The sequence below is a fragment of the Nonomuraea sp. NPDC050691 genome, assembly GCF_040654455.1.
Lineage (GTDB): Bacteria > Actinomycetota > Actinomycetes > Streptosporangiales > Streptosporangiaceae > Nonomuraea.
This window is the reverse complement of the sequence record NZ_JBFAIA010000159.1, coordinates 1-18,513: the sequence shown is the minus strand read 5'-3', so window position 1 is coordinate 18,513 and position 18,513 is coordinate 1. Positions and strand designations below refer to the sequence as shown.

General features: G+C 72.9%; 19 protein-coding genes. 5 read left to right on the top strand and 14 right to left on the bottom strand.

Going from position 1 to position 18,513, the window contains the following annotated elements; genetic code table 11:
* On the bottom strand, positions 1–585 hold a 585-nt coding region (locus tag AB0H81_RS35565; protein WP_358383819.1), incomplete at its 3' end, for a sigma-70 family RNA polymerase sigma factor.
* A 48-nt stretch (positions 586–633) separates the two neighbouring features.
* Between AB0H81_RS35565 and AB0H81_RS35560 the strand changes: the two genes are divergently transcribed.
* Positions 634–1,452, top strand: a complete 819-nt coding sequence (locus AB0H81_RS35560; RefSeq protein WP_358383816.1) for a substrate-binding domain-containing protein — start codon at positions 634–636, stop codon at positions 1,450–1,452.
* Positions 1,453–1,516: 64 nt separating this feature from the next.
* On the opposite strand, the gene AB0H81_RS35555 is transcribed toward AB0H81_RS35560, so the two are convergent.
* Together AB0H81_RS35555 and AB0H81_RS35550 are read right to left on the bottom strand one after the other, a co-directional pair.
* Entirely contained in the window at positions 1,517–2,680 is a 1,164-nt protein-coding gene (locus tag AB0H81_RS35555) for an FAD-binding oxidoreductase (RefSeq protein ID WP_358383813.1), read from the bottom strand.
* Positions 2,681–2,873: 193 nt separating this feature from the next.
* Positions 2,874–3,812, bottom strand: coding sequence for a LysR family transcriptional regulator (locus tag AB0H81_RS35550; protein WP_358383811.1), 939 nt, complete (start codon positions 3,810–3,812; stop codon positions 2,874–2,876).
* 130 nt (positions 3,813–3,942) lie between these two features.
* Here AB0H81_RS35550 and AB0H81_RS35545 point away from each other — a divergent pair, with 130 nt between their 5' ends.
* Positions 3,943–5,292: an SWIM zinc finger family protein gene (locus AB0H81_RS35545; RefSeq protein ID WP_358383808.1), complete on the top strand. Its 1,350-nt coding sequence runs from the start codon at positions 3,943–3,945 to the stop codon at positions 5,290–5,292.
* Between the two features lie 32 nt (positions 5,293–5,324).
* Here AB0H81_RS35545 and AB0H81_RS35540 read toward each other — a convergent pair whose 3' ends face one another.
* A complete protein-coding gene (locus AB0H81_RS35540; RefSeq protein WP_358383805.1) occupies positions 5,325–6,374 on the bottom strand; it encodes a LacI family DNA-binding transcriptional regulator in 1,050 nt (349 codons plus the stop codon).
* A gap of 363 nt (positions 6,375–6,737) precedes the next feature.
* Between AB0H81_RS35540 and AB0H81_RS35535 the strand changes: the two genes are divergently transcribed.
* Complete coding sequence (locus tag AB0H81_RS35535; RefSeq protein WP_358383802.1) at positions 6,738–7,244, top strand: CocE/NonD family hydrolase; 507 nt, start codon at positions 6,738–6,740, stop codon at positions 7,242–7,244.
* 86 nt (positions 7,245–7,330) lie between these two features.
* Here the strand turns inward: AB0H81_RS35535 and AB0H81_RS35530 are convergent, their stop codons facing one another.
* From AB0H81_RS35530 to AB0H81_RS35495, 8 genes are all read right to left on the bottom strand, one after another.
* Complete coding sequence (locus tag AB0H81_RS35530; RefSeq protein WP_358383799.1) at positions 7,331–8,293, bottom strand: DUF72 domain-containing protein; 963 nt, start codon at positions 8,291–8,293, stop codon at positions 7,331–7,333.
* Positions 8,294–8,333: 40 nt separating this feature from the next.
* A complete protein-coding gene (locus AB0H81_RS35525; protein ID WP_358383796.1) occupies positions 8,334–8,768 on the bottom strand; it encodes a hypothetical protein in 435 nt (144 codons plus the stop codon).
* A 61-nt stretch (positions 8,769–8,829) separates the two neighbouring features.
* Positions 8,830–10,878, bottom strand: coding sequence for an alpha/beta hydrolase (locus AB0H81_RS35520; protein WP_358383793.1), 2,049 nt, complete (start codon positions 10,876–10,878; stop codon positions 8,830–8,832).
* Between the two features lie 457 nt (positions 10,879–11,335).
* The gene (locus AB0H81_RS35515) at positions 11,336–13,888 is read right to left on the bottom strand and encodes a DUF6493 family protein (protein ID WP_358383790.1); all 2,553 of its coding nucleotides are present in this window, start codon (positions 13,886–13,888) and stop codon (positions 11,336–11,338) included.
* 120 nt (positions 13,889–14,008) lie between these two features.
* A complete protein-coding gene (locus AB0H81_RS35510) occupies positions 14,009–14,728 on the bottom strand; it encodes a cupin domain-containing protein (RefSeq protein ID WP_358383787.1) in 720 nt (239 codons plus the stop codon).
* Positions 14,725–15,645 carry a PmoA family protein gene (locus tag AB0H81_RS35505; RefSeq protein ID WP_358383784.1) on the bottom strand — a complete coding sequence of 307 codons (921 nt, stop codon included), beginning with the start codon at positions 15,643–15,645 and terminating at the stop codon, positions 14,725–14,727. The genes AB0H81_RS35510 and AB0H81_RS35505 overlap by 4 nt, the downstream gene beginning before the upstream one ends.
* The gene (locus AB0H81_RS35500; RefSeq protein WP_358383781.1) at positions 15,642–16,742 is read right to left on the bottom strand and encodes a Gfo/Idh/MocA family oxidoreductase; all 1,101 of its coding nucleotides are present in this window, start codon (positions 16,740–16,742) and stop codon (positions 15,642–15,644) included. Before AB0H81_RS35500 ends, AB0H81_RS35505 begins: the two co-directional genes overlap by 4 nt.
* 153 nt (positions 16,743–16,895) lie before the next feature.
* Positions 16,896–17,105: a hypothetical protein gene (locus AB0H81_RS35495; protein WP_358383779.1), complete on the bottom strand. Its 210-nt coding sequence runs from the start codon at positions 17,103–17,105 to the stop codon at positions 16,896–16,898.
* 113 nt (positions 17,106–17,218) lie between these two features.
* Here AB0H81_RS35495 and AB0H81_RS35490 point away from each other — a divergent pair, with 113 nt between their 5' ends.
* Both AB0H81_RS35490 and AB0H81_RS35485 read left to right on the top strand, forming a co-directional pair.
* Entirely contained in the window at positions 17,219–17,533 is a 315-nt protein-coding gene (locus tag AB0H81_RS35490) for a hypothetical protein (RefSeq protein WP_358383776.1), read from the top strand.
* 141 nt (positions 17,534–17,674) lie between these two features.
* A complete protein-coding gene (locus AB0H81_RS35485; protein ID WP_358383773.1) occupies positions 17,675–18,091 on the top strand; it encodes a peptidase inhibitor family I36 protein in 417 nt (138 codons plus the stop codon).
* Here AB0H81_RS35485 and AB0H81_RS35480 read toward each other — a convergent pair.
* Both AB0H81_RS35480 and AB0H81_RS35475 read right to left on the bottom strand, forming a co-directional pair.
* Positions 18,072–18,311 (bottom strand): SDR family oxidoreductase, encoded by a 240-nt coding sequence (locus AB0H81_RS35480; RefSeq protein ID WP_358383771.1) that lies wholly within the window; start codon positions 18,309–18,311, stop codon positions 18,072–18,074. The two genes, AB0H81_RS35485 and AB0H81_RS35480, sit on opposite strands and share 20 nt — an antisense overlap.
* Before the next feature lie 18 nt (positions 18,312–18,329).
* The coding region (locus AB0H81_RS35475) for a hypothetical protein (protein WP_358383768.1) at positions 18,330–18,513 on the bottom strand (184 nt) is incomplete at its 5' end.

The window sequence follows — 18,513 nt, the reverse complement described above, 5'->3', positions numbered from 1 at the left end:
GACGGCGGCGGCCTGGAGGGCGGCGAAGGACACCTGGTCGAGCCCGAGGGGCGCCAGGTAGTACGGGTCGAGCTGGAGCGTCATGATCGAGCGCACCAGCCCGGCGGCCAGCTCGGCCCTGGACAGCTGGCCGGCCAGCTCCATCCACCACAGCGCGAGCACCTCGTGGTCGTCGGCGTCGAGCCAGCGGACGGCCTCAGCCGTCTCCTTGCGCTGCCCGGACAGGCCGAGCCGGGTGACGGTGAGCGCGGCGAAGTCGGAGCCGGGGTCGGCCATGCCGAGCGCCTCGTCCAGGCCGGCGTGGGAGGCCGTCGAGGACCGCCGCCACTCGCGCACCTGGTTCAGGGTGATCGCGACCAGCCAGGACCGGAAGCTCTCCGGGTCGCGCAGCCCGGACACGCCGGTCACGACCCTGGCCATCGCCTCCTGGACGACGTCGTCCACGTCCGGGTGGCCGTCCATGGCGCGGCCCGCGATGTTGTACACCAGCGGCAGGTGGCTCCTGACCAGCTCGTCGATCGCCCCGCGGTCGCCCGCGCCGGCGGCGCGCACCGTCTCCACCTCGTGCGTGGGCCGCGCGTACATGCATCACCTCACTCCGGCACACATTGTCGCATTTGTCGCTTGCATTCCATGTCCACCTTTCGACCCGCCTTCCCCATGGCCACCGACGACAAGCCGAGCCAGGAGCGCGATGCCACCCGCGTGCTGCTGTCGCACAAGGTGGACGGCGTGATCATCAACCCGGTCTCCGTGCGCGAGCACGCCCACATCGACGCCATCACCGGCGCGGGCGTCCCGGTCGTCTCGCTCGACCGGCAGCTCAGCGACATCGGCATCGACAGCGTGGTGGCCGACAACGAGACGGCCACCGAACAGGCGATCCGCCACCTCATCGGCCTCGGGCACCGGCGGATCGCCTTCCTCGGCTCGGTGCAGCGGGAGGAGCCGCCCGTGCTGCGCGTCGGCAAGGTCCGGGCGAACGTCGTGGGCCCGTCCCGGCCCTCGCTCGACCGGGCGCGGGGATACCTGCGCGCCCTCACCACGGCCGGGCTGCCCGTGGAACGCGAGCTCATCGCGCTCGTCCCGCACGACGCCCCGGACAGCCGACTGGAGGCGGTGGCGGCGGTCCTCGCGGCCGAGCCCCGGCCGAGCGCGCTGTTCACGGCCGACAGCTACATGACGCGCAGCGCGTTCTCGCTGCTGTCGGAGCGGGGCATCGCGGTCCCGGGCGAGATGTCGCTGATCGGGTTCGACGACCTGGAGTGGACCACCCTGGTACGCCCGCGGATCTCGGTCGTCGTGCAGCCCGCGTACGACATGGGGCGCGCCGCGGCCGGCCAGCTCTTCGCCCAGATCGCCCGCCAGGACGGCGCGGGGGCGGGGCGGGGGCAGCGCACCGTGGTCCCGACGCGCTTCATCGAACGCGACAGCACCGGCGCGGCCCCCTGACCCGCGCGCCCCGTCCGATGTTGTCGAGCGTCAGACGATGTCGAGCGTCAGACGATGTTGAGCGTCAGACGATGTTGAGCTCGGGCCGGGCGCCGGCGAGGGCGAAGCGGCGCGCGTCGAAGCCGCTGACGTCCACGAACGGCTGCCGCCCCAGGTACAGGTCGCGGACCACCTCCCCGACGGCCGGGCTCATCAGGAAGCCGTGGCCGGAGAAACCGGTGGCATAGATGAACCGGTCCACCTCGGGGGCCACCCCGATGAGGGCGTTGTGGTCGGGCGTCACCTCGTACAGGCCGGCCCAGCCGGTGGCGACGCCGGTCTCCATGAGCGCCGGGGCGCGGCGGGCCATGGCCTCGCCCAGCCGCGGCAGCCAGGCGTCGGACCGGTCGAGCTTGAACCCCGGCGTCTCGTCGGGGTCGGACATGCCGAGCAGCAGGCCGGGCCCCTCGCGGTGGAAGTAGAAGGTGGTGCCGAAGTCGATGGTGAACGCCATCGGCGGCAGGTCCGGGACCGGCTCGGTGACCAGCACCTGCCGGCGCAGCGGGGTCACCGGCAGGTCGACGCCCACCCAGGCGCCGACGGGGGCCGACCAGGCGCCGGCCGCGCAGACGACGGTGTCGGTCTCGATGCGGCCGCCCTCGGTCAGGACGGCGGCGATGCGGCCGTCCACGGTCTCGATGCCGGTCGCGGCGCAGTTCGGCAGCAGCCGCGCGCCGAGCCTGCGGGCCGCGCCCGCGTAGCCGAGGACGACCGACTCCGGCGTGCAGTGGCCGTCGGTGGGCGAGTACGCGGCGCCGAGCAGCCCCTCGGTGTCGATGAGCGGCGACAGCTCGGCGGCCTCGCGCAGCGAGATCATCCGGCTGGGCACCCCGAGGTCGTTCTGGATCGCGACGTTCTTCTCGAACTCGGCGACGGCTTCAGGCGTGTCGAGCAGGAACAGGTAGCCCGGCTTGTGCAGGTCGATCTCCTGGCCGAACCGCTCGGCGAAGGTGTCGAACGTCTCCAGGCTGCGTACGGCCAGCTCGATGTTGACCCGGTCGGAGAACTGCGCGCGCACTCCCCCGGCGGCCTTCGAGGTCGAGCCGGAGCCCAGCGGCCCCTTGTCGACGAGCACCACGTCCGGGACCCCGGCGGCGGCCAGCGCGTAGGCCGAGCTGACGCCCATGGCGCCGCCCCCGATGATCACGACCGAGGCTCGCGAGGGCAGCTCGCGCCCGGACTGCTTCATGGGACGGCTCCTTCCGGGTTCTGCAGGGATGGCTTTTCTGGGGATGGTGCTTCTGGGGATGGTGCGTCCAGCATCGCGGAGGGGGCGACGCCGGAGGAAGCGGCCGAGCGCGGCCATCTGTGGGCGTGGCGGAAGAACTTCTTATGCTTCACCGCCGGTCGCGGGCCAGGTCGCGGTGGCGCGAGAGTGCACCTCATCGCCGCTCGTCCGCGCAGGCGAGGCCCGGAAGGGCGCCGCCCAGCCGGGCCGCGGCCTGGCGCAGGGCGCGCACCGCGCCGGTGATCGCCGGGTTCGTGGTCTCCGAACGGTACACGGCGCCGATGCGGCGGCGCGCGCCGACCCCGTCGAGCCGGGCCGCGGCCACGCCCTCGCTGGGCTGGTGGGCGAGCGCGGGGACGAGGGCGACGCCCAGACCGGAGCGGACGAAGCCACGGATGACGCCGTAGTCGTTGCTGCGGTAGTCGACCTGCGGCTGGTAGCCCGCCTGGGCGCACAGGCCGCGCAGGAACGCGGCGCCGGCCGTGCCCTCCCGGGTCGCCACCCAGGTCTCGTGCTTGAGGTCGTCGAGCGCGACGGCCTCGGCGCCGGCCAGGGAGTGCCGCTCGGGCAGCAGCACCAGCAGCTCCTCCTCCAGCAGCCGGACCTGGTGCAGGTCCCTCGGCCAGGCCCGGGGCACCAGGTCGTAGCGGTAGACCAGGGCCATGTCGAGCTCGCCCGCGCGGACGAGCGGGATCAGCTCGTCCGGCTCGCCCTCGTCGAGCAGGGTCTCCACGGACGGGTGCGACCGGGCGTACCCGGCCAGCGCGATCGGCAGGAGCCGCTGGCTGGCCGTGGGGAAGCTGCCCAGCCGGAGCCGGCCGATCGTGCCCTCGCACAGGCCGCGGACGTCCTCCTCCAGGGCGTCCAGCGCCGACAGCACGTCCAGGGACCGCTGGACGAGGTAGCGGGCCGCCGGGGTCGGCGTGATCGTGTGGGCGCCGCGCTCGAACAGCGGCACCTTGACCACCCGTTCCAGCGCGGCGATCTGCTGCGAGACCGCCGAGCCGGTGTAACCGAGGCTCCTGGCGGCGGCGGCGAACGATCCGGCGTTCAGCACGGCGGCCAGCGTCCGGAGGTGCACCGGGTTCAGCATCAGCAGATCTGTCCTTACATGTACCAATTACCGACATTCTCCCGTACCTCCAGGCCCGTGAACAGCCACAACCCACATGCCGGACACCCGCGGCGGGCTTTTGTCGGTGACGATCTCTACTGTCCCGGCCATGAGCCAAGCGACGCAGACCTACAGCTACGCCGCGCCCTCCGCGATGGTGGACGGGCGCCTCGGACTCTCCACCTCCGGCGGCCGGGCCCTCAGCGGCCCTGCCGTGGCGCCCCGGTTCTTCAGCGGGCTGGTGACCCAGGCCGCGCCCGCCGCCGCCGCGCTGCTGGGCGTGGCCGACGTGGCCCTCACCCGCTACCACCAGCCGCGTCCCGGCTGGACCCGCGACCCGGTCGTGACCTGCGGCGGCGACCGGCTGCGCTTCGAGTCGTTCTCCGCCTGCGGCGGCGTCTACGCCCGGCTCGACCTGCTCGGCGGCGCCCTGGACGGCGAGGTCTTCGACCGGGGCACCACCAACGTCGACGTCAACGGCCCGCTGCGTGAGGCTCTGGCCAGGGTCGGCGGGCGCGACCCGCTCCACCTGGGAGTCGGCGCCGACGAGCTGGTCGTCACCACGCTCGACGGCGCGGTCGTGGAGAAGAAGGTGCCGCTGCCGGAGCGGTGGCTGCGCGGCTTCGCCGAGGTCCAGGTCATCGCCGCGGGCATGGATCTGCGGGCCGAGCTGACCGGGATGAGCGCCGTGCGGTTCCTGCGGTCGCTGCCCAAGCGCGCGACGGCCGACCTGTGGGTCGCCCCGGCGGGCCGCGAGCTGCGCGTCTCCGACCGGCCCGGCGCGGGCGCGGTTTGCCTGTCCGGCGTGGGACGCCTGGCCACGCTCCATCCCCTGCTCCGTTTCGCGAAGAGCCTCAAGGTGTACGGCCCGGCGGGCGGCGACGGCCCGTTGTCGAGCGCCTGGGAGCTGGAGCTGCCGGGCATGCGCTACACCCTCGCCCTGTCGCCGGAGCGCTGGCGCGGCTTCTCCGGCGAGGGCGCGGTGCTGGCCGACCTCGCCACCGACGAGGCCGAGGCCGACGCCGACGTGGTCGGCATGCTGCTCAACTTCGAGCCGGAGGTGGAGATCGGCCTGCTCGCCGACCGCGCCGGCCTCCCCGTGGACCGCGTCCGGGCCGCCCTCACCCAGCTCGGCACGGCCGGCCGCGTGGGCTACGACCTGTCCGAGGCCGCGCACTTCCACCGCGAGCTGCCCTACGACCGCGAGCACGTCCAGCACCTCAACCCGCGCCTCACCTCGGCCAAGGCGCTCGTCGAGGGCGGCGCCGTACGGCTCGAGGGCGACCTCGCGTGGGTGCGGACGGACGGCGGCCTGCGCGAGGTCAGGCTGTCCGACGGCTCGTGCACCTGCGCGTGGTGGTGGGACCACCGCGGCTCGCGCGGGCCGTGCAAGCACGTGCTGGCCGCCCGCATCGCCGCCCGCGCCACCGAGGACGTACCCGCCGGCGTGCTCCAGTAGGCGCCCGTGGTTCGGCGGGCGCCCCCAGCGGGTCAGCGGCGCACGCTGGAGTCGCGGATGACCAGCTCCGGGTCGAACAGGACCTGCCGGTGCCGGTGGCGTTCGCCCGCGTCGATCTCCTCCAGCAGCAGCTCGGCGGCGACCCGGCCGAGCTCCTCGCGCGGCTGCCGGATCGACGACAGCGGCACCGCCGCGGCGCCGGCGTAGTCGATGTCGTCGTAGCCGATGAGCGCCACGTCGTCGGGGATCCGCAGGCCGGCGGCGGTCAGGCCCTGCATGAGGCCGAGCGCGAGCAGGTCGTTGGCGCAGAACAGCGCGGTGGGCCGGTCGGGCTCCGGCATCGTGGCCAGCCGCTCGGCGGCGTGCCTTCCGGAGGCGAAGCTCAGCGACGGCACGTCGATCAGCGCCAGCGTGGGGGCGCCGGCGCTCCCCGCCTCAGCGCTTTCCGCCTGGGCCGCGGCGGCGGCCTCCACCGCCTGGGCCGCGCCCTTGTGCCGCTCCGCGACCTGACTGATCGTCCAGGAGCCGCCGACGAAGCCCAGCCGCCGGTGGCCCTGCGCGAGCAGGTGCTCGGCGGCGAGCCGCCCGCCGAGCACGTCGTCCACGGCGACCGAGCAGCGGTTGCGCCGCGTGGCCCGGTGGTCGAGCAGAACCACCGGGGTGCCCCGCTCGATGATCTGCTCCAGCCGCTCGTTCTCCCGCTCGACCGGCGTGATGAGGATGCCCTGGACGCGCTGCTCCTCCAGGTGGTGCAGGTAGCGGTGCTCGCGCGGCCCGTCCTGGTCGCTGTTGCACAGCGTGACGATCATCCCGTTGTCGGCGGCGACCGCCTCCACGCCCTTGGCGACGTCGGTGAAGAACGGGTTGGTGACGTCCAGCACCACCAGGCCCATGGTGCGCGTGCGGCCGGAGCGCAGCGCGCGGGCCGACTCGTTGCGCACGAAGCCGAGCTCGTTCATGGCGTTGAGCACCCGCTCGCGCGTGGCGGGCGAGACCGCGTCGGGGCGGTTCAGCACGTTGCTGACCGTCCCCACTGACACGCTGGCCAGCTTGGCGACCTCCTTGATGCTCGCTATCGCCATGGCTCCTCACACGGGACGGGGACATCGGGATCTTGAGCCAGCGTACTACAGGGCCATCCCGGCCATTGAAACGTAACAATACGGTCGGTCGCCGCGATACAGTCGTGACCTCGGAACTTACCCGCAACCTCTTGACTCCTTACGGTAACCGGCCTTGCGTTCCGGGCCAAGATGGCTGAAACGTTTCATAGTTCCTCCGGCCGCCCGTTAGGAGGTAGACGTGAACAGCCCATGGGTGCGTGTGCGCGGCGACGGCCGGCTCAGCCGCACCCCCTCCGCCGGAGGGCGAGCCGGCGGACCACTACGTGGCCGACCCCGCCGACCCGGTGCCCCACCGCGGGCGGCGCCACCTTCCTGCCGGGCGTGCTCATCGGCCGCAACTCGGGCCAGAAGGACCAGTCGGCCGTCGAGAGCCGCCGCGACGTGCTCGTCTACACCAGCGAACCGCTGGCCGAGGACATGGAGGTGACCGGCGAGGTGGTCGTCGAGCTGCACGCCTCCTCCAGCGCCCCCGACTGCGACTGGACGGCCCGGCTGGTGGACGTCCATCCCGACGGGCGGGCGTACGGGGTGGTGGACGGCATCCTGCGGGCGCGCTACCGGCACGGCCCGGACCGCGAGGTGCCGCTGACGCCCGGGGAGCCGGAGCTGTTCCGGTTCCCGCTCGGCGCCACCAGCATGGTGTTCAAGGCGGGGCACCGGCTGCGGCTCCAGGTCGCGAGCTCCAACTTCCCGCGCTTCGACCGCAACCCGCAGCAGTGGGTCACGATCGCGACGGCCGGCGAGGCGGACCTGCGGCCGGCCCGGCAGACGGTCCACCACGACGCCGCCCGCCCCAGCCGGCTCCTCCTGCCGGTCGTGCCCGGCTAGCCCGGCCGGGGGTTGCCGAAAACCGGCTAGCCCGGCTGAGGGTCACTGGAAACCGGCTAGCCCGGCTGGGGGTCACTGGAAACCGGCTAGCCCGGCTGGGGGTCGCCGGAAAGCTGGAAGAGGAGGTCGGCGCCGGTTTCGGGATGGGCGGCGGGACGGATCACGTCGGCGCCCGACTCCTCCAGCAACTCGGCCAGGCGCGCGGCGTTGCGCTGGGAGTTGTCGGCGCAGCAGTTGTTGGTGAGCACGTGCGTGGTGGCGGCCTCCCCGGACAGCGCCGCGATCCGTCCGGCCCAGTCCCGCAGCTCCTCCTCCGCGTACAGGTAGCCGAACCGCTCCTCGATGACCCGGCTCGTCCACTTGTCCGAGTGGCCGTGCAGGCGCACCACGGCCAGGTCGGAGGTGGCGGCCAGCACGGGCGGCACGGACGACGGGTGCCCCTGGGGCATGTCCACCCCCACGTACGGCAGGTCGTGGGCGGCGAGGAAGTCCAGCGTCTCCCGTCGGTGACCCTCGTCCAGCCACGCCGCGTTACGGAACTCGACGCAGATCCGGGCCGGCAGGCAGCGGTCACGGCACTCCAGGATGTGGCGGCGGCTCGCGGCCCCGGGCCGGAACCACGGCGGGAACTGGAACAGCAGCGCGCCCAGCTTCCCCGCCTCCCGTAACGGCCGCAACGCGCCCAGGAACCGGCTCCACACCTGCTCGGCCACCTCCGGCGGCACATCCCGCAGGTAGAGGGAGCGCCGCGGCTCACCGAGCGCCGCCCGTAAGTCCTTGTACAGCGCGGCAGGCCGGGTCGGATGGTGGGTGAGGAGGGAGAACGCCTTGACGTTGAAGACGAAGTCCTCGGGGGTGCGGTCACGCCACGACACGGCGGTCCGCTCGGCGGGCGGGTGGTAGTAGGTGGCGTCCACCTCCACCAGGGGGAACCGGGAGGCGTAGAAACGGAGACGCGCCTCGGGCGTGGACGCCTCGGAGGGATACCAACCGGAGGCGAGCAGCGACTTGTCCGTCCACGAGGCCGTACCGACAAGGATCTTGCCCATGTTCTCACCGTACGCGGGGGGGCTTGGGGGTGTGCGGGGGTCAGCGATCAGGGTTGTCGACGCACAGCGTCTCACCGTTGAAGACGATGTCCTCCGGGCTCACCAGGAGCACGCCCGAGCCGGTTCCCGGCTTGTCCACGGAGAACCTGGACGTTTCCCCCGACTTACGGTTTCGTGTGATCTTCCAGCCCTTCTGCTCCAGCGGTGTGCGGGTCTTCGCCATGACGTCGGTCTCCGTCCCGCCGATCCCAGCACTACCGGTCACCACGACATAGCTGTGGACACTGGTGTACTCCGCGCCCGCCAAACCGCCGCAGGGCAGGTCCCGGTCCTCGACTGAGGAATCCACTCTGGCACCGGGTGCCATCGCCTGGATGACGGTGATGATCTCGCTGATGAGCTTCTGCCGCGACTGCTCCGGGGTCATGGTGTCGTTCTCCTGATCGGGCGTACAGGCGACCAGCGTGAGTGCCATCAGGACACCCGTGACCGCCACAGGTCGTCGTCCGTTGCTCGCCGCCGTCATCGTGGATGCCTCACTTCGCCTTGTCCTTCGTCCCGATGCCGCCGAGATCGGCGATGTTGTCGATCCCCCGCTGGAAGCCGAGCGCGACGATCACGGGTGTGGTGGTGGTGTAGACGGCGGCACCCGCCGCTGTGGCCGCCGTTGTCGCCTGGGCGAATGCCTGGGCCTCGGACAAGCCGGCCGCGCGGAAGCCTTCGTAGCTGCTCCTGAAGGTCCGCTTCGCGCTCGCCGCAACGAGGCCCGACTGCAATTCGGTGGGAGTGATGTGGTCGAGAACGTCGTAGTCGTTGACCAGCCTGATGACCTTGATCGCGGTTTCAGGGGTTTCCAGGCTCTTGTCGCCAAGGATGCCGGCCAGTTCGACGCCGAAGGCTGCCGTCTTCTCCGGAGGCATCTGCGACAGCAACCAGGTGGTCAGATGGACCGCGGACTCCACCCGGTTGCCCGCGAGAAAGCCGCCCTGCTTCGCGGCGACCTCACGTGCGAGCTTTCCCAGTTCAGCGTCGAGTTCAGTGAGGGTGACGTCTTCGGAGATGCGGTGCTGGGTGAAGACGGCCTTGGCACGCTGGACGGCTCCTGACCATTCGGCGGGTGTCCTGACGCGGCCCGCGAGGACGTCCTGGATGATGGGGTCCATATCGACGCCGAGTTTGAGCACCTTCTCGGCAGGCACCTGCGACCTCATCCACGCGATGAACGCGCGAGCCTCCATCGCACCAGCCAGCTCATCGTCGAGATGGGTGCCGGTGAACGTCAGCTCCTGAGGACGGCGGAAGAGGATCGCGCGCAGGTTCTCCAGGGATGAGCTGTTCAGCTTGTAGTACTGGGAGTGCCCGGAGGAGTCCCCCGCGTCGAGCCGGATGATGTCCGCGAAGTCCGCCGGATCCTTGCCGTGGCCCTGCGTGTAGGAGACCCAGTCTCCAGGGGCCCGCAGGTCGTACACCTTGGTTCCCGCGGGCAGGCGGAAGTCGGCGACGCTGTTGACGTTCGAGCCGAGACCGGGGCTGCCCATGAAGGTGATGGTGTCGAACGCCGCGCCGTTCTGCAGCGCCTTGCTGCTCACGAGCGTGCCATAGCTGTGTGCGAACAGATTGGTCTTCGCCGTCGGCTTCAGGCATACGCCGATGCCCGCGCGGAACTCGGCGAGTTGCCGTCCGCCGACGAGAGCCTTCGCCGGGTCCACGGCGTCTCCAAGTTCGGGCGTGTCGTAGCCCAGCCAGCTCACCACGGCCGCACCCGGCGCCAGCCTCCGTGTTCGGGGATCGATGACGAGCTGCCGCGCGTCTGCGGCGATAGCTGAGAAATTGTCCAGCCGGTTGGTGATGCCCGGTACCTGGATGGCGACGTCGTCGGCGTTCTCCAGATCGCCGGTCACTTCGGCGAGACGCCCGTCGCCGCGGGGATCGAAGAGCAGGAACTGGCGGAATGTCCCGATCTCCAGCATCTCCTTGCTCATCGGATCCCAGATTCTCCGAAGATGCGGGACCAGGAAGCCGCGTAGTGCCTCCACCCGGTCCGCCTGTCGCTGATACGTCGGGTCGGTCGGCATCATCGTGGCCAGGTGCGCCTGCTCCACCTCCAGTGCGTCCGCGATGCGCAGCCGGTTGGCCGCGTAGCGGAGGGTCACCGGTGCCCCGTCCAGGTTGCCCACCAGTTCGGCCTGATGGGTCGCCAGCCACGAGCACTCCCCCGTCGTCAGCGTGCCGAAGTACCGCCTGACCGCCGCCGCCCGGGTCGCCGGGTCGGTGTTCCCGGTGCGGTCCAGGACGGCGTTCAGGCCGGAGGTCAGCCGCCTGCCCTCCGCCTCCCCCATCGTGGGTACGGGTGGCAGGCCGAAGGTGGCGAGCGCCGCCGAGCCCGACTGTGTGAGCTGGAGCTGGAGCTGGTGGCGGCGGCGGGCGATGTCGGCGGGGCGGCCCGCGGTCCACGCGCCCGCCTGGCCGATGACGTGGGCGGGCGACGGGTCCGCGCCCGCGCCCGTCAGCAGGCGGGCGAGTGTGCTCCCCGCGTCCTCCCAGGTACGGCCGGCCGACGTGAGTTGCTGTTCCAGGGCGCGCATGCGTTCGGGGTCCCCGCCCACGAAACCCCGCGCGCAGCCGTTTCCTGGGCCGCCACGGCAGGCGCCGGGAGGGTACCCCAGGGCGGGGGGCGTACCGGGTGTCCCGCCCGCCACCTGGTCGAACGCCTCCAGGAACGCCCGTCGCACCGCCCCCGCCACCCGGTGCAGCTCGTCCGCCAGCCTGGTGGCCGCCTCCCCCACCAGCGCCCCGTCGCGGAGCAGCAGGAGCGCCCGGTCGGCCGCGGGGGCGTCCCGTTCGGCCAGCTCCGCGATGTGCCGCAGCACCGCCAAGGCCGCCACAGCCGATGACGCCGATGAACCCGACGCTCGCGACGCCGCCGATGACGGGTCCCGCCCCTGTCCCATGGTCCGCTTCCTGTCGTTCCGCGACGGCAGTCACCACGTCGTGAACAGCACACGGTGATCAGAGGCATGGTGCCAGAGAGTGACCGGCCAGTCAGCTCTCCGTGACGGATTCGCATGGCGCGACCAGCCGGTGGAGCCGCCGTGCCTCCTGCAGGACCCGGCTGGAGCCCTTGCGGGACGCCATGGCGGCGAGGGCCGGCAGATGGGCGCGGGCGTTCGCGGGCCGGGCGGCCGTCGAGGCGGCGGCCATGAGGTCGGCGAGCCCGGCGCGGGGCCGGTCGCCGTCCGCGGGGAGCAGCGCGGGCAGGAGGCGCTCGGCCAGCGCCCACACCGCCTCGTGGGCGCCGGCGCGCGCGGCGTCGCCGAGGACCGCGGACACCCGGTTGAGCTTGACGTAACCCCCCGTGACCAGGTCGGCGAGGGCCGTGCCGAGGGCCTCGACCGGCGTCTCGCCGCGGGCGGCCAGCGTGAGCAGCGCGTCGGCCGTGCTCGACCGGGCGGCGGGGTCGGCGTGGCCCAGGCCGTAGGCCAGCGCGTACGCCGTCGCCGTCCCCGCGGGGCCGTCGCAGCGCACGAGGTCGCACAGGACGGAGGCCACGCCGGTCTTGGAGTCCACGGTCCGCGCCACGTGCGGGACGAGGTGGGCCGCCGCGAGCTCCCGGTGCGACGGGAGGACCAGGGGCCACCAGGCCAGGCTGTCGGGGTGGTAGCCGGACGAGGGCGCGTCCAGCCCTTCGACGGGCGAACCCGCGAAGGGCAGGGTCAGCGTCACGCGGACATCGCTCCACGTGGACCAGTAGTGCCGCCCGGTGTACGGCTCGCAGGACACCCCGGGGTCGGGCAGGCGGTCGCCGGCCATCCACGCGGCGCAGGCGCGGCCGGCGTCCGAGGTGGAGGTGCGGGCCCGGGCCACGGTCGTCTCGTCCACCTCGCGGGGCAGCCGCAGGAGGGCCTGCGCCAGGTCGGCGGGCAGCGCCTGCACCCGTGACGCCTCCAGGCGTCCCAGGCGGTCGAGCAGCGTGCCGGGGTCGACGTGCCCGGTGCCCGAGGTGGGCGTGGCCAGCAGGACAGGGTAGCCGGAGCCGCGCTCGAACGGGGCCACGAGCTCGAGGGCGCGCCGCCGGTAGAGCCGCTCGATCGGCCCGCAGTCGGGGCCCCCGCCGCGTGCACTCCCGGCTGCCGCGATCCGCCGGCTCTCCTTCGGTGAGGCGAACGCGAGGAAGGCGCGGTGGAGGAGATCGCCGGCCTCGTTCCGGACGTCCACGCCGTAGTAGTGGCGGGGGTGCTCCCACCAGGGGCGCAGCGCCTCGCGGAGCGTGTCGGGCTCGCGGTGCGACCATTCGGCGAGCCCGGAGAGCAGCCGTTCGAAGGTGTACGGGTCGTCGTCGGACCCGCGGAAGCCGGTCAGCTCGCGGACCAGGTCGCCGGGGGAGCCGATGGGCGGCGGAAGCTGCGGGGCGGGGGCGGCGACGAGGACGGGAGCGGCCGGCTCGTCGTCCTCGGGCAGGTCGCCGTAGGCCGCGGCGATCCGTTCGCGCAGTTCGGCGGGCAGTACGGCCGCGGCCTCCCTGAGCGCCTCACGCCCCTCCTCACCGGCCACCGGCGCCAGCGGGACGGCCAGCCGTACGGCCCGCTCCTGCAGCACGAGCGTCTCGTGCCCGATGACCTCGGCCAGGGCGCGCAGCGCGACGTCGGCGCGACCGGCGGCGCGTGGACCGGCCGTGACGCCCAGCCACGACAGGACGGACCGCAGCAGCTTCGGCGCCGGCCGGAACGTCAGGGCCTCCACCGCCTCGGCGAACAGCTCCTCCTCCAGCCGTCCCGCCTCGTCCAGCGCCCGCAGCCGGGCCACGGCCGACTCGGCCACCACGACCGGCGCGGCCGGCAGCATGCGGGCGTAGTCGCGGGCCCGGCCGGCGGTCTCGTCGAGGCCGGGATCGAGCTGGTCGTGCAGGTACGCGAGGACGGGCAGGGCGTTCTGGCCGTCGCGCAGGAGGCGTCCGACGACGCCGTCGAGCACGGCCTCGCGTTCCAGCAGACCGGCCTCCGTGAGCCGCACGAGGGTGTCGGCCGTGTCGGTGGTCAGCCCGTCGCTCAGGCCGTCGCTCTCGAAGATCCGCGGGCCCAGGACGGGGACCAGCGGGTCCGTCACCGCCGGCTCGGCCTTGAGTCCGCGCAGCCAGCCGGCCATGAACGCCGCGTCGTCGCCCGGCTCGACACCGGTCTCGCGGACGAGGGCGGCGGCCAGCTCCCAGTTCTGCAGCTCCGGCAGGCGCACCCGGGCGGCGACGCGGCGGGCCAGGTCGGCCCGCCACGCCTCCGGCCGGTCGCGCACCAGGCCGAGGATGCGGGCGACGTCGCGCGGGTCCTCCCTCCGCCGGCGGAACTCGCGGCGGAACAGCCACGCGGCCACCGCCGCCGGGCCGCCGAGACAGCCGGCGCCCACCATGATGAGGGGACGGATCTGGTGGCGCTGCGCCCCCTCCCACCACGGCCGCCCACCACGGAACGCCTTGCGCATGTGCTCCGTCATCTCGGCCGCGACGGCCTTGCGGGCGGCCGGGTCGAGCCCGGCCACAAGCTGGGCCGTACGGGCGACGTCGCCGCCGCGGATGAAGGGGTACAGGTCGTTCCAGGCGGTCATGAGGGGCGCCTTCCAGGACGGTGTCACTGGATCCGGGACACTAGCGACGCCTTACGACAATCTTGCTCGGCTCCAAGGGGTGCTGCCGCGCAGGACGACGGCGAACACGGTTTCGGAGGATCAGCGGACGGTGGGGTGGGTGACGTCGTGGGCGCGGAGGTTGCCGCACATCCCCCACCGCTCCTCGGGCGGGCTCTCCATGAGGGCCGAGCCGGCGAGGTGGGTGGGGTCGCCCGCCTCCAGGGCGTCGAGCACGGCGGCGGTGTGGCGCACCTGCGCGGCCACGTTCCGCTCCCACAGCTCGCGCCAGCGGCCGACGTGCGGGCGGACCAGCGCCACCGCGTCGGCGTACAGCCGGCGCAACGGCTCCAGGTCTCCGGCGTCGACCGCCTCCGCCAGGCGCAGGAAGCCCTCCACCGCCAGGTCACGGCGCCGGGCCACCGCCCGCTCCACCTCCTCCGGCGGCACGCCGACGGGCAGCGCGGCGGCCTGCCGGTAACGCCCGGCGTCCGCCACGACGTCCGGCGGGAACGTCATGACCGCGTCACCGGCCTCGGGCAGACCCGCGTTCTGCATCACGACCACCACCTCCAGGCCGTCGTGGTTGACCGCCCGATGGATGGTGCCCGGCGTGAACCACACCGTCGAGCCCGGCCGCAGCTCGGTCTCGCGCAGCCCGTGCACGTCCAGCGTGTGCAACGCACCGCGCCCGCCCACCACCACGTACGCCTCGGCCGAGGCCGTGTGCAGGTGCGGCGTCCCGCCCGCCAGGCCGTCGGCCGCGCACACGCCGGAGTACACCGACAACCGGCTCACCGACGTGCCGCCGGGGAACGTCATGCCGGCGCTCCCCCGGCCAGCGCCGCCCTGCCCCGCTCGGCCAGCAGCGCGGTGCCCTCCTCGCCCCTGTCGCCGTCGCCCACCACGACCGCGTACCGGAAGCGGAGCGTCTCGCCGTCCGGCAGCTCCAGCTCCTCGCTGAAGAACGGCGCCGGGCACAGGCAGGCGAACTCCTCGGTGCGGGCGAACCACTGCGGCGGGTGCTGCGGGTTCGCGGTGTCGTCCACCATGACGATCGTCGAGTGTCCGCCCGTGCCGTCGTGCCGGCCGCGGAAGCCGAACCACTCGGCGCGGGTGCCGCGCAGCTCGTCGCCGCCCGCCCCGGCGGGCGACTGGATGAGGCCGCCGGTGAACGAGCGCGGGCCGCGCCAGAACAGGCCGCCGTAGCCGGCGTTCTCGCGTCCCTTGGTGGTCGGGGAGCCGAAGGAGAGCGTCGCGCCGGACACGTTCGTCATGGCCGTGTCGAAGACCAGGGCCCACGTCGCGTCGTCGAGGACGGAGACGGCCAGCGTGCGCAGCTCGTCGATGACGGGGTCGCCGGCCTGCGAGGTCCAGGCGAGGGTGTGGCCGATCTCGGCGCGTCCGCCCTCGGCCGACAGCGTGGTCATCTCCTGGTGGGTGGCGCTGCCGTTGTTGTCGAGCTGCACATAGAACCGGCCGTGCACGTACGTCGGGCCGCCCCAGAAGTTGTGCTCGCCGACGTGCGGCAGCGACCAGGCGATGCCCTTGTGCCAGACGTGGTCGTGCGGCCGGAACAGCGACACGAGCTCGCCGCCGAGGGTGCGGATCGGGTGCAGGTACGGCTTGGGCGACTCCAGCACCGGCGTGTCGGGCCGGTAGACGTAGGTGAAGAGCTGGACGCCGCCCGCCGAGACGGCGACCGACCGGCCGAGAGCGTGATCGACCTGAAGGGTCACTGGTTCCTCACCTTTTCCCACGGTGTGCCGGTCCCGTCCATCCGCTGTGCGAACGGGTCGCCGGGCGCGATCTGTCCAGTGCGTACGCGCTCGCCGGTGAAGGCGGAGCGGTACAGGGCGGCGATGAACTCCATCGTCCGCCGGGCGTCCGCGGCCGTGACGGGCGGGGCCTCGCCCCGGTCGAGGGCGTCGAGCACGGCCGCGAACCAGCCCTCGTGACCGCTCGGCTCGGAGGAGTGGTCCTGGTTCCACAGGGACGCGACATCCTCGTGGCCGGGGGCCGGGGTGACGGTCCAGTCGTCGTCGGTGTAGCCGTACAGGTGCTCCACCTCCACGGTGGCGCGCTCGTAGTCGAAGCGCAGCGCGGAGGTCTGCCGCGGCGACACCACCGAGTTGACCACGGTGGCGACCGCGCCGCTCTCGAAGGTGACCAGCGCCATCGACACGTCCTCGGTGTCGACGTCGCGGGCCCGGCGGGCGGCGACCGCGGTGACCTCGTGCCACGGTCCGAGCACGGAGAACAGCAGGTCGAACTGGTGGATGCCGTGCCCCATGGTCGGGCCGCCGCCCTCGCTCTCCCACGTGCCGCGCCAGGGCACCGCGAAGTACGCCTCGTCGCGGTACCACTGGGTGGTGCAGGTGGCGAGCAGCGGCCGGCCGAGCTCGCCCGCGCCGGTGAGGCGGCGCAGCCGTCGCGCGCCCGCCCCGAAGCGGTGCTGCAGGACGGTCGCGACGTGCGCCGTCGAGTGGGCCTCCGCCTCCACCAGCGCGTCCATCTCGGCCAGCGACAGGGTCGGCGGCTTCTCCACCAGCACCGTCACCCCCGCCTCCAGGCACTCCAGGGCCAGCGGCGCGTGCAGTCCGGGCGGGGTGCAGAGGTGGACGAGGTCCACGTCGCCTTCGCGCAGCAGGTCGGTCAGGCTCGCGTGGACGCGGGTGATGTCCCACGTCTCGGCGAACGCCTTGGCCCGGCCGGGGTCCACGTCGACGGCGGCGGCGAGGCTCGCCCGCCCGCCCGAGGCGGCGACGGCCCTGGCGTGGGCGGTGGCGATCCCACCGGTGCCGACGATCGCGGACCGGTAGTTCCGTTGAGACAAGGTGACGCTCCAGGTTGGCGGGAGACGTGGGGAAAACGCTTTCCGCAGTTTGCCCGGAGTGTTGGAGCAGCGTCAAGGCTTGCCGGGGAGCCAGGCCCTGTATCGGAGTCGGTCGGCGACGAGGACGGCGGCTTCGTCACACACGGCCCGATCTCATGCTGTGCCTTCCGCGATCGAGCGGCTCACCAGTGCGTCGAACTCGCGGTCCGGCAGGGATCCCGAACGGCGCGACCTCCATGCGCAGCGTGTCGGGAGGGCCTCCAGGGCGTGTTTGGAGGCGTAGCACCAGACGCCCAGCGGCAGGCTGATCTCGCCGCCGATCGAGGACACATTGACGATCACCCCGAATCGCTGTTCGCGCATGTGCGGCAGGACGAGCTGGATCAGCCGGGCGGGGCCAGGACGTCGACCTCGAACTGGTCGCGCGCCAGGTCCGGGGGACGTCCTCGACGGCGCCGTGCAGGACCGTGCCGGCGTTGTCGACCAGCACGTCGATCCGGCCCTGCTCCCGCAGGATCGTGGCGATCACCCGGTCGGCCGTACACGACGTGGCCGGCGCGGAGCAGTTCCCGGGCGGTCGTCAGACCGATGCCGGCCGATGCTCGGTGACCAGGCAGACCTTCGGTTGGGCGGACTTCACCCAGCAGGGATTCCGGCTCTACGGCGCGGCCAACCCGGCAGGCGTCAGCATGCACACCGCCAGCCGGTTCTTCCAGCACCTGCACCGGGACATGGCCCGAGCCGCCGAGCACTGGCGGCACACCCTGGCCGACCAGCCGCATCGCCCCTGAACGGCCGCGGGTTCGTCCCGTCGACGCCGTCCCCTTCCGCTCCGGGCGGCGGATCGAGGAACCGCACCCCCTTCACCTACAAGATCTCAACAGGTATGGTCAGATCCGTTCGCGAAGAAAAGTTTCACCCCTGGAGGGACAGTGGGCAAGAAGCTTCAGTTGCTGGCGTTACCGGTGGCGGCCATCGCGCTGACCATCCTGACCAGCGGCCCGGCCCAGGCCGCCGACGGCTACGACCGTTGCCGCGCCGGCTACTACTGCCTGTTCTCCGGCCTCGACGGGTCGGGCGACCTCGTCGAGATCAAGGCCGACACCCCCGACCTCGCCGCGCTGAACATGGCGGACCGCGCCAAGTCCGACTGGAACCGCACGAGCTCCTACATCCACCTGTACTCCGAGGCCGGCTACGGCGGCTGCTCGGCTGTGACCAGCCCGGGCGGCAAGGGCAACTTCTACAGCGCCTTCCGTGACTTCTTCGACTCCGTCCGCGTCGGCGGCCCGAACGGCCCCTCCTGCGAGGTGACGTTCTCCCGCTCGGTCACCGACTCGCACGGCTGACCCGGTCTCCGGCACCGGCGGCGCGCGAGGGGTCACGCGCGCCGCCGGGCCGGAACCGCCTCCTGGCTCGGCGGCCCGGGTCGAAGCGGCCGTCGATGACGGTCCAGCCCGCGTCCACCGCGAGGTTCTCGCCCGTGACGTACGAGGCCGCGTCGCCGGCCGGGAACGCCACCGCGGAGGCCACCTCGCCGGCGGTCCCCCATCGGCCGGACATGGTCATGGTGGGGAGCCCGGTGGCTCAGGTGGTGACGATCGAGGCGTCCTCACCCAGCAGGGCGAGGACGACGGCCGTGTCGAGCAGCAGCGCGGGGATGAGCCGGGAGCGGAACAGCGCGAGCACCGCCGCCACCTCTGCCGCGCTCCCGGTCCCGACCACCGGGACGGGCAGCGTGGCCGCCGCGGCGGCGGCCCGGGCGAGCACC